Origin of the sequence: Rhizobium sp. BR 315 (genome assembly GCF_050577975.1) — a bacterium.
Classification (GTDB): domain Bacteria; phylum Pseudomonadota; class Alphaproteobacteria; order Rhizobiales; family Rhizobiaceae; genus Rhizobium; species Rhizobium miluonense.
Genome location: NZ_JARWKZ010000006.1, coordinates 1 through 12,135, shown reverse-complemented (window position 1 = coordinate 12,135; position 12,135 = coordinate 1). Strand labels below are relative to the sequence as shown.

Annotated in this window: 15 protein-coding genes; 12 read left to right on the top strand and 3 right to left on the bottom strand. The window is 61.7% G+C overall.

Going from position 1 to position 12,135, the window contains the following annotated elements; all coding sequences use genetic code 11:
• The first annotated feature begins 85 nt into the window (after window positions 1–85).
• Entirely contained in the window at window positions 86–529 is a 444-nt protein-coding gene (locus QD409_RS09110; protein WP_430762506.1) for an SRPBCC family protein, read from the top strand.
• An 87-nt stretch (window positions 530–616) separates the two neighbouring features.
• On the opposite strand, the gene QD409_RS09105 is transcribed toward QD409_RS09110, so the two are convergent.
• The gene (locus QD409_RS09105) at window positions 617–1,624 is read right to left on the bottom strand and encodes an MBL fold metallo-hydrolase (protein ID WP_430762505.1); all 1,008 of its coding nucleotides are present in this window, start codon (window positions 1,622–1,624) and stop codon (window positions 617–619) included.
• Window positions 1,621–2,598, bottom strand: coding sequence for a hypothetical protein (locus tag QD409_RS09100; protein WP_430762504.1), 978 nt, complete (start codon window positions 2,596–2,598; stop codon window positions 1,621–1,623). The genes QD409_RS09105 and QD409_RS09100 overlap by 4 nt, the downstream gene beginning before the upstream one ends.
• A 375-nt stretch (window positions 2,599–2,973) precedes the next feature.
• Here QD409_RS09100 and ffh point away from each other — a divergent pair, with 375 nt between their 5' ends.
• The 11 genes from ffh (at window position 2,974) to leuC (ending at window position 11,848) form a co-directional block, all read left to right on the top strand.
• A complete protein-coding gene (gene ffh, locus QD409_RS09095) occupies window positions 2,974–4,542 on the top strand; it encodes a signal recognition particle protein (RefSeq protein ID WP_430762503.1) in 1,569 nt (522 codons plus the stop codon).
• 19 nt (window positions 4,543–4,561) lie between these two features.
• Window positions 4,562–4,864, top strand: coding sequence for a chorismate mutase (locus QD409_RS09090; protein WP_004107967.1), 303 nt, complete (start codon window positions 4,562–4,564; stop codon window positions 4,862–4,864).
• Between the two features lie 108 nt (window positions 4,865–4,972).
• Complete coding sequence (gene rpsP / locus QD409_RS09085) at window positions 4,973–5,332, top strand: 30S ribosomal protein S16 (protein WP_092849387.1); 360 nt, start codon at window positions 4,973–4,975, stop codon at window positions 5,330–5,332.
• Window positions 5,333–5,554: 222 nt separating this feature from the next.
• Window positions 5,555–6,136, top strand: a complete 582-nt coding sequence (gene rimM / locus QD409_RS09080; RefSeq protein WP_430762593.1) for a ribosome maturation factor RimM — start codon at window positions 5,555–5,557, stop codon at window positions 6,134–6,136.
• Window positions 6,137–6,160: 24 nt separating this feature from the next.
• Entirely contained in the window at window positions 6,161–6,853 is a 693-nt protein-coding gene (gene trmD, locus QD409_RS09075; RefSeq protein ID WP_092849384.1) for a tRNA (guanosine(37)-N1)-methyltransferase TrmD, read from the top strand.
• A gap of 159 nt (window positions 6,854–7,012) precedes the next feature.
• Window positions 7,013–7,432: a DUF1801 domain-containing protein gene (locus tag QD409_RS09070; protein ID WP_092849380.1), complete on the top strand. Its 420-nt coding sequence runs from the start codon at window positions 7,013–7,015 to the stop codon at window positions 7,430–7,432.
• A gap of 275 nt (window positions 7,433–7,707) precedes the next feature.
• Entirely contained in the window at window positions 7,708–8,241 is a 534-nt protein-coding gene (rplS, locus tag QD409_RS09065) for a 50S ribosomal protein L19 (RefSeq protein ID WP_430762502.1), read from the top strand.
• A 211-nt stretch (window positions 8,242–8,452) separates the two neighbouring features.
• Entirely contained in the window at window positions 8,453–9,250 is a 798-nt protein-coding gene (locus QD409_RS09060; protein ID WP_092849363.1) for a basic amino acid ABC transporter substrate-binding protein, read from the top strand.
• Window positions 9,251–9,284: 34 nt separating this feature from the next.
• A complete protein-coding gene (locus QD409_RS09055) occupies window positions 9,285–10,163 on the top strand; it encodes an amino acid ABC transporter permease (RefSeq protein ID WP_430762501.1) in 879 nt (292 codons plus the stop codon).
• Window positions 10,164–10,246: 83 nt separating this feature from the next.
• Window positions 10,247–10,369 carry a hypothetical protein gene (locus QD409_RS09050; RefSeq protein WP_280949825.1) on the top strand — a complete coding sequence of 41 codons (123 nt, stop codon included), beginning with the start codon at window positions 10,247–10,249 and terminating at the stop codon, window positions 10,367–10,369.
• A gap of 69 nt (window positions 10,370–10,438) precedes the next feature.
• On the top strand, window positions 10,439–11,848 hold the full coding sequence (gene leuC, locus QD409_RS09045; RefSeq protein ID WP_092849344.1) for a 3-isopropylmalate dehydratase large subunit: 1,410 nt from the start codon (window positions 10,439–10,441) through the stop codon (window positions 11,846–11,848).
• Window positions 11,849–11,947: 99 nt separating this feature from the next.
• Here leuC and QD409_RS09040 read toward each other — a convergent pair.
• A partial coding sequence (locus tag QD409_RS09040) for a transposase (RefSeq protein WP_430762500.1) occupies window positions 11,948–12,135 on the bottom strand: 188 nt, incomplete at its 5' end.

Below are 12,135 nucleotides of genomic sequence, written 5' to 3'. Positions count from 1 at the left end.
AAAAAATAATCATTCCCGTGTCGGATTGCCGAATGCACGCTCGTCCTAGGCTCGTCCACTCCGTCCATTCAGAAGGAACATAGCCATGCCGAATACCATACGTCTGCACCGCGTCCTGGCCACCAGCCCGCAGAAGGTCTATCGCGCATTCATCGAGGCGGACGCGCTCGCCAAGTGGCTCCCGCCGAACGGCTTCGCCTGCACAGTGCATCACCTCGAGCCGAGCGTCGGCGGCACGTTCAAAATGTCCTTCCGCAATTTCACGACCAACGAAAGCCACTCCTTCGGCGGCGATTTCCGCGAGCTTGTCCCGGGCGAGCTGGTGCGCTACACCGACAAGTTCGACGACCCGAACCTGCCGGGCGAAATGGAAGTGACAGTGACGTTGAAGAAGGTCATGGTCGGGACCGAAGTGAACATCACCCAGGCGGGCGTGCCCGACGTCATTCCGCCGGAAGCCTGCTATCTCGGCTGGCAGGAATCGCTACGCAATCTGGCAAAGCTCGTCGAGCCCGAGATCAATCAGTAAGCCACCAAGACCCACTCAAATTCGCATTTGATCGACAGCCGCCCTGTCTTGCAGGGCGGCTTCTTTACGTCTCTCATGCATCCTCGTTCAAACGACAGGCACGTCGAAGACTTCGCCTGCCCGGAGCGGGCGAAACCGGCCCGGCTGGATACCCTCCGCTTTCAGCGCCGCATCCAGGGCATGAACGGGCGCATCGATCCCCTCGTCCGTCAGCTGGAACGTCGCAAAGTGATGCCCGGCGACATAGGCGGCGTTGCAGAGCTTCATGCCTTTGACCGCCTCTTCGGGATTTTGGTGCTGGCCTTTCATGAACCAGCGCGGCTCGTAGGCACCGAAAGGCAGGATCGCGAGGCGGAAGCCGCCATGCTTGCGGGCGGCGGCCTCATAGTTGATGCCATCGTGAAAGCCGGTGTCGCCGACATGATAGATCTTGCCCGATGGGGTGGTCAGCGCGAATGCCGCCCAGAGCGCCATACGCCGGTCGCCCATCCCCCGCGCCGACCAATGATGGCAGGGCTCGACATCGATGGTCACTCCCGCCTTGAAGGCGATGCGATCGCCCCAGTCGACGACGGTGATCTCGGCGTCGGGAACTGTGCGGCGGATGATCGTGTCGTTGCCGAGCGGCGTCACGATTTTCGGCCGATGCGCCTGATGCAGGCGCGAAAGTGTTTCGAGATCGAGATGGTCATAGTGATTATGCGTCACCAGCACGAGGTCGATATGCGGCAGGTCCTCGAAATGGATGCCGGGCGGCACCACGCGCTTCGGCCCGACGGAACGGAAGGGGCTGACCCGTTCCGACCAGACCGGATCTGTCAAAATGCTCAGCCCGGCAATCTGCACCAGCATCGAGGCATGCCCGACCATAGTCACCCGCATTTGCTCGCCGAAGACGTGCCGGTCGGGCCTTGCCGGAGGAAAGGCGCTGATGACAGGATTGGGCCAGCGGACCCGGCCGCCACTGAGCTGCCATCTCAGCAGATCGAATGCATTGCCCGGCGCGACGCCGCCAGGATTGAAGAAACGCTGGCCGTCGAAATGGTCCGAAGCCGGGCCCTGATAATAGGGATTCTTCTTGCCGGAGCCGGTCATGGCGTATCGGTTTCCTGCGATCCCGTTTGCACGCCGACTTTAGCGAGCCATTCCTCCACTTCTTGCGCCGTCAGCGTCTCCTCAAGCACGACATTCGCCGGCATGGCGAAAAGCTGCGGCGTGAAGAAGCTCGTATCCCAGAGCGCTGCACCTTCGATCGGAGCCGAAAGCAGAATGACCTGCCGGCCATCGATGCGGGCAATCGTCTCGACGGACGCCTCGCCGGAAATCTCCGCGAGGCCCGAGCGGTCGGGCTGCACCGTCTCATAGCGCCACCAGGGTTCGTCATAGCCCTCCTCGGCCACGGTCACGCAGCGCGCCATGTCGACAATGAACCTGTTGGGCGCATGGCCGCCGGGCAATGTCTCGCCGAATGCCGCCTGGATCAGCGTAAACAGATGAAAGCAGTTGACGACATTGTCGTAGCGGAGACGAAAGCCCTGCCTGCTCGGCAGATGCAGCACGAGAAGAGCGTCGCTGCGGCTCAAGAGCACGTGGCGAACCCAGGCCGCACCCGGCGTATAATCCTGCAGCTCGGCAAGCTGCGCCATCAGCTCCTTGTTGCCGGCTGCGAGCTTGCGTTCCTGCGGCATGGCGGAAAGATGCGAAACGGCCGACTGGCCGAGCAGCTGAAAAGCATCGAGCAACTGCCTTTGCCGCGGGCTCAGCTCTTTGCGGCCGGCAAAACCGCGATGGATCTGCGGCAGCCAAGACATATAAAGCTCCCACACGGCTACACCGCTGCGCTCCACCGCCCCGCCCTTTTCGACGATAGTACCGAGCATGTTGGCAAGGATCGCAGCGCCCGGCGGCGGCAGGCGGCTAAGCTCGCGCGCCGCCCGCGCTGCGATCTTCGGCTGCGCCTTGGCGCTCGCATAGAAGGCTTGCGCCGCCGCATTGAAACTTGGGTCGACGCGGCCGCCGACGTAAGCGCGGCAGGCGGCAAGAAGATCGGTCAGGGCTGCATCATTCATTCGGAACTATCTCGGGGAATCGCGTCGTGGTGAGGATCGATACAACAGTTGGAGGGCGGCATTGCCGCTAAAACGACATTCATATAGCGATCTAAGCTGGACATCCCAGGCATTTCCGCCGCGTTGGGTTGACTTTGTCAGGCTTTTCCTGTTTATCGCCCGCAATCTGCGACGAGCACAAGCCTCCGAGCCACCGACCGGGACCCGTAAAGGTATAAAGAGATCCCGGAGGTCAACACCCGACAGCGCGATGCGCCCTCGGGTGCTTTTTGGCTTTGCGTCTTGTTTTCGTCATGGAAAAGCACGACGTTTTTGGGCAATGACCTGCGCATATGCGCAAATCCAAATCCCCGAGCGATCGATAAGGAAGAATTGATGTTTGAAAACCTCCAGGACCGTCTTGGTTCCATTCTGAATGGACTGACAGGCCGCGGCGCGCTTTCGGAAGCCGATGTTTCCGCAGCACTTCGCGAGGTTCGCCGCGCGCTCCTCGAAGCCGACGTGGCGCTGGATGTCGTTCGCTCCTTTACTGACCGCGTTCGCGAAAAGGCCGTCGGCGCCGAGATCCTGAAGTCGATCAAGCCCGGCCAGATGGTCGTCAAGATCGTCCATGACGAGCTGATCGAGATGCTCGGCGGCGAAGGCGTGGGCATCGACCTCAACGCTCCGGCCCCGGTCGTCGTCATGATGGTCGGTCTGCAGGGTTCTGGTAAGACCACGACGACGGCGAAGATCGCCAGCCGCATGACGAGCCGCGACCGCAAGAAGGTCCTTATGGCCTCGCTCGATACGCGCCGCCCGGCCGCTCAGGAGCAGCTGCGCCAGCTCGGCGTGCAGACGGGCGTCGACACGCTTCCGATCATTGCCGGTCAGTCCCCGACCGATATCGCCGCCCGCGCCGTGCAGGCCGCCAAGCTCGGCGGCCACGACATCGTCATTCTCGACACCGCCGGCCGCACGCATATCGATGAGCCGCTCATGGTCGAGATGGCGGATATCAAGAAGAAGTCCAATCCGCACGAAATCCTGCTGGTCGCCGATAGCTTGACCGGTCAGGACGCCGTCAATCTCGCCCGCAATTTCGACGAGCGCGTCGGGATCACCGGCCTCGTGCTGACCCGCATGGACGGCGACGGCCGCGGCGGTGCCGCCCTTTCGATGCGCGCCGTCACAGGCAAGCCGATCAAGCTGATCGGTGTCGGCGAAAAGATGGGCGAGCTGGAGGAATTCCATCCCCGCCGCATCGCCGACCGCATCCTCGGCATGGGCGACATCGTTTCGCTGGTCGAGAGGGCCGCCGAGAATATCGACGCCGAAAAGGCGGCTGCCATGGCCGCCAAGATGGCCAAGGGCAAGTTCGACCTCAACGATCTCGCCGACCAGCTCGGCCAGATGCAGAAGATGGGCGGCATGGGCGGCATCATGGGCATGATGCCCGGTATGTCCGGCATGAAGGACAAGATGGCCGCCGCCGGCCTCAACGACAAGCTTTTCGGCCGCCAGATCGCCATCATCTCCTCGATGACCAAGGCAGAGCGCGCCAACCCGGATCTTCTCAAACATTCCCGCAAGAAGCGCATCGCCGCCGGCTCCGGCACCGACGCCTCCGACATCAACAAGCTTCTGAAGATGCACCGTCAGATGGCGGACATGATGAAGATGATGGGCGGCAAGGGCAAAGGCGGCATGATGAAGCAGCTGATGGGCGGCCTCGCCGGCAAGATGGGCCTCGGCGGTGGGATGGGCGGCATGCCCGACCTGTCGAACATGGACCCCAAGCAGCTCGAAGCCCTGCAGAAGCAGGCCGAAACCGCCGGCCTCGGCCGTCCCGGTGGACTGCCGGGCCTGGGCGGCGGCGGTGGATTGCCAGGTCTCGGTGGCGCCAAGCTGCCAGGCCTCGGCGGTGGTTTCCCGGGGCTTCCCGGTTTGCCGAAGAAGAAGTGAGAAGGGATCGTTGACCCCCATGATAGATCCAGACGTCAAAGCCCAATTGGGCAACTATCGCCAGTCGATCGACAATATCGATGCCGCACTGGTGCACATGCTGGCCGAACGCTTCCGCTGCACCAAGGAAGTCGGTGTGCTGAAGGCCAAGTACGACCTGCCGCCGGCTGATCCGGCGCGCGAAGAATACCAGATCGAACGCCTGCGCCGTCTGGCAAAGGACGCAAATCTGGACCCGGATTTCGCCGAGAAGTTCCTGAACTTCGTCATCAAGGAAGTCATCCGGCATCACGAACAGATCGCTGCCGATCTGAAGGCGTGATCCCGAAATGCGTGCAGCGGCTTATCGAGAGAGCGCCTGCGACACGTACGATAGAAACGAACATACCGCCCAAACGAAGCGGTCAAGAAAAGCCTAAGGAGATTTAACATGGCACTGAAAATTCGTCTCGCCCGCGGTGGCTCCAAGAAGCGCCCGTACTACCACGTTGTTGTTGCCGACGCACGCTCGCCGCGCGACGGCCGCTTCCTGGAGACCCTCGGCTCCTGGAACCCGATGCTCGCCAAGGACGACGCCAAGCGCGTTGAACTCAAGGCCGAGCGCATCAAGCATTGGCTCGACCACGGCGCGCAGCCGACCGACCGCGTTCTGCGCTTCCTCGCCGAAGCCGGCATCACAACGCGCGAAGCCAAGAACAACCCGGAAAAGGCAAAGCCGGGCAAGCGCGCTCAGGAACGCGCTGCTGAAAAGGCACAGAAGGCCGCTGACGCAGCTGCTGCTGCCGAGTAATCGGACCTCGCATTCATTGAAAACGGGTGGCATGGCGACATGCCGCCCGTTTTTCATTTCCCATCGGCAGACGTTCAGCCTATGAGAGAACGCAACTACAGCGCCGCGCGTCACATGTGACGCGCAAAGGTCGCTGTAGCACTTTAGATCTGCTGCATAATTCCTTAAATCGATTCCGATTTAAGGAATTATGCAGTGATCCCGGCAATCGGCGAAGAGACCATGACGAAACTGCAAAACCCGGTATTGATGGCCACCATCGGCGCAGCACAGGGCCTGAGAGGCGAGGTGCGCGCGCGCGCCTACACTTCGGACCCGGCCGCACTCGGCGACTATGGTCACCTGCACAGCACGGACGGCCGCAGCTTTGAAGTTCTCGAAATCCGCGAAGCCAAGAACGTGGTCGTGGTGCGCTTTCGCGGCGTCAACGACCGCAATGCCGCCGAGGCGCTGAACGGGCTGGAGCTCTATATCGAGCGCGACAACCTGCCGGATGACGAACTCGACGACGACGAATTCTTCTACACCGATCTCGAAGGGCTGGAAGCCGTCGACGACGAGGGCACTGGCTACGGCACGGTCAGCGGCGTCTATGACTTCGGCGCCGGCGACCTCCTCGAGTTAAAGGGGCCGGGCAAGCGCCCCGTGCTGATCCCCTTCTCTGAAGCCGCCGTACTCGAAATCGATCTCGAGGGCGGCAAGATCCTGATCGATCCGCTGGCCGCCGGTCTGGTCGACAACCCCGACGACCTCATCGGCAAGCCGGAGAAGCCGGAGAAGCCGCAGGGCAAGCCGAAGAAGTGATCCTCGTTTGGAAGTGACCGCGCCATGAGTTTCCGGGCGACCATTCTGACGCTTTACCCCGAGATGTTTCCCGGCCATCTCAGCACGTCCCTTGCCGGCAAGGCGATGGAGCGCGGGCAATGGGCGCTCGATACCCTGCAGATCCGCGATTTTACCACCGACAAGCACCGCACCGTCGACGACACGCCGGCCGGCGGCGGGGCTGGCATGGTGCTGAAGCCTGACGTGCTTGCCCGCGCCATCGACCATGCCAGCGAAAACGACAACCGCCCGCGCCTGCTGATGAGCCCGCGCGGCAAGCCGCTGACGCAGAAGCGCGTGCGCGAACTCGCTGATGGCGACGGCGTCATCATCGTCTGCGGCCGCTTCGAAGGCGTAGACCAGCGCGTCATCGACGGCCGCGACCTCGAGGAAGTCTCGATCGGCGACTACATCCTTTCGGGCGGCGAGCCGGCCGCTCTGATCCTGCTCGATGCCATCGTGCGCATCCTGCCAGGCGTCATGGGCAATGACCTCTCGGGCCTGCACGAAAGCTTCGAAGGCGGCATGCTGGAGCATCCACACTATACCCGCCCGCAGCTATGGGAAGGCCGCGAGATCCCGGCCATACTCACCTCGGGCAACCACGCGGCGATCGCCAAATGGCAGAGGGAGCAGGCCGAACAGCTGACGCGAGCGCGCCGGCCGGATCTGCTCGACAAAAAGGCTGAAAAATAGCTGCGCCGGCCAGCGCGGCGGCACTTGATCGGCAAGATTGCGTGAGAACCACCTGTTTCAGCCAAATGGATTTCCTCGCCGCCGAAGCGGTATGGCGCCCAACACTCTCAAGCGCTAAAGAGGCAAGGCGGGTATGGAAGAGCGAGGAGGCTCCGGAGGATGGCAAAGGACAACGCAACGGAAGCCGAACAGGCGGGTTCCGCTTCTCGGCTGATCGACGACGGAATCCGGGAACTGGGCGACTGGCGCGGTGAGACGTTGGCCAAGGTCCGGGCTCTCATCAAGCAGGCCGACCCGGATGTGGTCGAGGAACTAAAATGGCGTGGGGTGCCGGTGTGGTCGCATGACGGCATCATCTGCACCGGCGAGACCTACAAGAGCGTCGTGAAGCTGACCTTTGCGAAGGGCGCCGCGCTGGAGGATCCCGCTCATCTCTTCAATTCGAGCCTTGAGGGCAACACGCGGCGTGCCATCGATATCCACGAGAAGGAGGATATCGATGAAGAGGCGCTGAAGGCGCTTATTCGTGCAGCCGCGGCCTTGAACGCCTCGACACGAAAAAAGCCGAAGAAAGTCTGAACGGCATCCAGGCGATGGGATTCATGATAAATTGCCGTTCCAGGCCGCTTGCGGGCCAATAAAGACCACTTAATTCGGCCGCAAGGGGTGACAAAGACGCGACAATAGGGTATGTGCGCGCCCGGCATGGGAAATTTCCCATCAACCACCAAAGAAGAGCAGACGTATCCGCCCCTGCCGTAACAGGCATATATCGCGCGGCGAGACCTTCGGGTCCGACCAAGGATAGATCGTTCGGGCGCTCTGGCTGTTGAAGCAACAACGAGGTTGATACTATGAACATCATTCAGCAGTTGGAAGCCGAACAGGCTGCCAAGATCGAAGCCAAGCGCACGCTTCCCGAATTCTCCGCTGGCGACACCGTTCGCGTCAACGTGAAGGTCACGGAAGGCAACCGTACCCGCGTTCAGGCCTATGAAGGCGTTTGCATCGCTCGCTCCGGCGGCGGTCTGCAGGAAAACTTCACGGTCCGCAAGATCTCCTACGGCGAAGGCGTCGAGCGCGTATTCCCGGTTTACTCGCCGATGATCGAAAGCGTCGAAGTCGTTCGCCGCGGTAAGGTCCGTCGCGCTAAGCTCTACTACCTGCGCGACCTGCGCGGTAAGGCTGCCCGTATCGTCGAAAACACCGGCACCCGCGCCCGCAAGCTCAACGACGCCGAGCGTCAGGCTCTGGCCGAAGAGAAGGCACGCATCGAAGCCGAGAAGGTTGCAGCTGCTCAGGCGCTCGCAGCTGAAAAGGCAGCAGCCGAAGCCGCAGAAGCAAAGGCAGCGGCCGAAGCTGCTGCAGCGGAGCCGGCAGCGGAATAATTTTCGATCCACACGGATCGCGAAGCTTGAAGGCGGCCCTTGGGTCGCCTTTTTGCTGCCTGCCGCAGGCATTGGGCGAAAAGAATATTTCTCAATTCGCTGCCCACTTTAGAGTTGCTTTTCCATTTTTATGATCGCGGCCGTGGCAATAGCCTTGCCATCCCCTTCACAAATATGACACTTTTCCGCCGCGCTAATCGGGGAGATTTCCATGGCATTCCGTCGTTCGTTCCTTTTGGGCCTCAGCGCCCTCGTGCTTGCACCCTTCGCCTCCTTCGCCGCCGATCTTCCGAACCTCAGCGGCAAGACCGTCGTCGTCGTCACCGAGAATGCCTATCCGCCGCTGCAGTTCATCGACCCGAAGACGAGCAAGGCGATCGGCTGGGAATATGACGCGATGAACGAGATCGCCAAGCGCCTGAACTTCAAGGTCGAGTACCAGAACACCAGCTGGGATGCGATGATCCAGGCCGTCTCGGAAGGCCAGTACAACATCGGCATGACCGGCATCACCATCAAGGATGAGCGCAAGCAGAAGGTCGACTTTTCCGATCCCTACATGCGCTCCGAGCAGTTCATGCTCGTGCGCGGCGACGAGAAGCGCTTCACCGATGCCAAGAGCTTCGCAGCCCTCAAGGAAGGCCTGATCGGCGCGCAGCCCGGCACGACGCCCTTCTACACTGCCGTGTACTCCGTACTCGACGGCAACGAGCAGAATCCGCGCATCAAGACCTTCGAAACCTTCGGCGCCACCGTGCAGGCGCTGAAGACCGGCGACGTCGACATGGTGCTGACGGACGGTACGGCCGGCAAGGGCTATGTCGACGCCTCCAATGGCGGCCTGAAGCTGATCGGCGGTCCGCTCGGCTCCGAAGATTTCGGCTTCATCTTCCAGAAGGGCTCCGATCTTGTCGCCCCGGTCAATGCGGCGATTGCCAGCCTCAAGGCCGACGGCACGCTCGAAGCACTGAACAAGAAGTGGTTCCTCGACTATAAGATGGGCCAATGAGCCCTGCAGATCGACATACTGGAAGCCCGCTCTGATGGCACTCTTGGCAGGCCCGGGCGGGCACCGCGGCAAGGATGACTTTCCCTGGTGGTTGGTCGCCCTTGCTATTGTCGGCGTCGTCGCCTCGCTCGCAATCGCGGCGAATGGCCTCTACGCTCAGATCTTCTCTCTTCTGCTTAACGGCATCGGCGTCACGATCTTCGTGACGCTGGTGGCTTTTACGGTTGCCATGCTGCTTGGCCTTGGGCTCGCACTGCTCGGCCTGTCGGACTTCCTCGTGCTGCGGCAGGTCGCGCGCTTCTATATCGAGATCGTGCGCGGCATTCCGATGCTCGTGCTGCTTTCCTACGTCGCCTTCGTCGGCACGCCGGCCTTCGTAGCGGCCTATAACTTCGTCACTTCCCCGCTGGCCTCCACCGGCTGGACAAGCCCGCTCGTCGTCCGCGACGTGCCGTTCGTCTGGCGCACGATCATCGCGCTGACGATCGGCTACTCGTCCTTCATCGCCGAAATTTTCCGCGCCGGCATCCAGGCGGTCGACCAGGGCCAGATCGAAGCGGCAAAGGCATTAGGGCTCAGCCGCTTCCAGCGCTTCCGGCTTGTCGTCTTTCCGCAGGCGATCCGCGTGATCCTGCCGCCGCTGTCCAACGACTTTATCGCGATGGTCAAGGACAGCTCGCTGGTTTCCGTGCTCGGCGTCGCCGATATCAGCCAGCTCGCCAAGCTCTACTACTCGGCCAATTTCCGCTACTTCGAAACACTATCGATCCTCGCCTTCATCTACCTGCTGCTGACGATCGGCCTGTCACTGTTGCTGCGGCAGCTCGAAGCCTGGATGCGCCGCCGCTCCGGCAGCGACCGCTCCGCCTTCCCCCGCATGGCAGCGGCCCAGCCGCCGGGCGCGCAAGTGTGATCGGTGCGGCCAAATGTCGGGCGTACCGACACGCCCTATCGTCGCCATTGCCGAAGGTTTTGAAAATTGATATGAGCATGCCCATGAGTAAGATCATGAGCAAAGACGGACAATACGTCACGGCTTTCGTGCTGCAGGACCACAAGCGCCTGCCGGCACGTTTCTTTGCCATGATTTCGGGCGCGCTCAACAGCCGACTTCGCTGATCACACCCGAGGCCGGCGGTCCTGATCCGTCACCCCCACTTTCGACAATGCCAATATGGATCTGTAGCCATGAGCGCTCCACGCACACTTTACGATAAAATCTGGGATGACCATCTGGTCGACGCGCAAGACGACGGCACCTGTCTTCTCTATATCGACCGCCACCTCGTTCACGAAGTGACGTCGCCGCAGGCATTCGAAGGCCTGCGGATGACCGGTCGCAAGGTTCACGCGCCGCAGAAGACGCTGGCTGTCGTCGACCATAACGTTCCGACCTCGGCCGATCGCCACCTCGGCATCAAGAACGAGGAAAGCCGTATCCAGGTCGAGCAGCTCGCCAAGAACGCTGCCGAATTCGGCGTGGAGTACTACTCCGAAAACGACAAGCGTCAGGGCATCGTCCACATCATCGGCCCCGAGCAGGGCTTCACCCTGCCCGGCATGACCATCGTCTGCGGTGATAGCCACACGTCTACCCACGGCGCCTTCGGCTCGCTGGCCCATGGTATCGGCACCTCCGAGGTCGAGCATGTGCTCGCCACGCAGACGCTGATCCAGAAGAAGGCGAAGAACATGCTGGTGCAGGTCGACGGCCAGCTGCCGCCGGGCGTCACCGCCAAGGACATCATCCTCGCGATCATCGGTGAAATCGGCACCGCCGGCGGCACCGGCTACGTCATCGAATATGCCGGCGAAGCCATTCGCTCGCTGTCGATGGAAGGCCGCATGACCATCTGCAACATGTCGATCGAAGGCGGCGCCCGCGCCGGCCTGATCGCTCCGGATGAGATCACCTTCGAATACATCAAGGGCAAGCCTCGTGCGCCGAAGGGCGAAGCGCTGGAACAGGCGATCGCCTACTGGAAGACGCTGCAGTCGGACGAAGGCGCGCATTACGACCGCATCGTCAAGCTCGATGCCGCAAGCCTGCCGCCGATCGTTTCCTGGGGCTCCTCGCCGGAAGACGTCATCTCCATCCAGGGCATCGTTCCTAATCCGGATGAAATCCAGGACGAGACCAAGCGTACCTCCAAGTGGCGCGCCCTTGACTATATGGGCCTGAAGCCGGGCACGCCGATGACCGAGATCAGCATCGATCGCGTCTTCATCGGCTCCTGCACCAACGGCCGCATCGAAGACCTGCGGGCCGTCGCCAAGGTCGTCGAAGGCAAGACCGTGGCTTCCACGGTCGACGCCATGATCGTTCCGGGCTCCGGCCTCGTGAAGGAACAGGCGGAAGCCGAAGGCCTCGACAAGATCTTCAAGGCTGCCGGGTTCGATTGGCGCGAGCCTGGCTGTTCCATGTGCCTCGCCATGAACGACGACCGCCTGAAGCCGGGCGAACGCTGCGCTTCGACCTCGAACCGCAACTTCGAAGGCCGCCAGGGCTTCAAGGGCCGCACGCATCTGGTTTCCCCGGCCATGGCCGCAGCCGCCGCGATCGCCGGTCACTTCGTCGATATCCGCGAGTGGAACTGATCTGCCTAAAGGCATGAATGACGAAGGGCGGCCCGATGCAGCCTGTGTGGAAACGTTTGGAGGCTCCGGTTTGACCGGGGCCTCTTTTGGTTTCTGGGTCTATGCGGGTTTTGATGTTATGTTTATGGTGCGCCTGATGTTGTAGGCGAGCACCGAGAGGGCCATTTCGGTTCTGGTGCCCTTGAGGTTTCTGGTCAGGAAACGTCCGCCTGCCATCATCCGTTTGATGGTGCCGAACGGATGTTCTGCGGTGCATCGACGCTTTCGCATCATGTCGGGCGTTGCCC

Coding starts and splice junctions, on each gene's coding strand:
- trmD (WP_092849384.1), top strand. CDS start 6,161: ATGAGTTTCCGGGCGACCATTCTGACGCTTTACCCCGAGATGTTTCCC.
- QD409_RS09070 (WP_092849380.1), top strand. CDS start 7,013: ATGGCAAAGGACAACGCAACGGAAGCCGAACAGGCGGGTTCCGCTTCT.
- rpsP (WP_092849387.1), top strand. CDS start 4,973: ATGGCACTGAAAATTCGTCTCGCCCGCGGTGGCTCCAAGAAGCGCCCG.
- rplS (WP_430762502.1), top strand. CDS start 7,708: ATGAACATCATTCAGCAGTTGGAAGCCGAACAGGCTGCCAAGATCGAA.
- leuC (WP_092849344.1), top strand. CDS start 10,439: ATGAGCGCTCCACGCACACTTTACGATAAAATCTGGGATGACCATCTG.
- rimM (WP_430762593.1), top strand. CDS start 5,555: ATGACGAAACTGCAAAACCCGGTATTGATGGCCACCATCGGCGCAGCA.
- QD409_RS09050 (WP_280949825.1), top strand. CDS start 10,247: ATGAGTAAGATCATGAGCAAAGACGGACAATACGTCACGGCTTTCGTG.
- QD409_RS09060 (WP_092849363.1), top strand. CDS start 8,453: ATGGCATTCCGTCGTTCGTTCCTTTTGGGCCTCAGCGCCCTCGTGCTT.
- QD409_RS09055 (WP_430762501.1), top strand. CDS start 9,285: ATGGCACTCTTGGCAGGCCCGGGCGGGCACCGCGGCAAGGATGACTTT.
- QD409_RS09090 (WP_004107967.1), top strand. CDS start 4,562: ATGATAGATCCAGACGTCAAAGCCCAATTGGGCAACTATCGCCAGTCG.
- ffh (WP_430762503.1), top strand. CDS start 2,974: ATGTTTGAAAACCTCCAGGACCGTCTTGGTTCCATTCTGAATGGACTG.
- QD409_RS09100 (WP_430762504.1), bottom strand. CDS start 2,598: ATGAATGATGCAGCCCTGACCGATCTTCTTGCCGCCTGCCGCGCTTAC.
- QD409_RS09110 (WP_430762506.1), top strand. CDS start 86: ATGCCGAATACCATACGTCTGCACCGCGTCCTGGCCACCAGCCCGCAG.
- QD409_RS09105 (WP_430762505.1), bottom strand. CDS start 1,624: ATGACCGGCTCCGGCAAGAAGAATCCCTATTATCAGGGCCCGGCTTCG.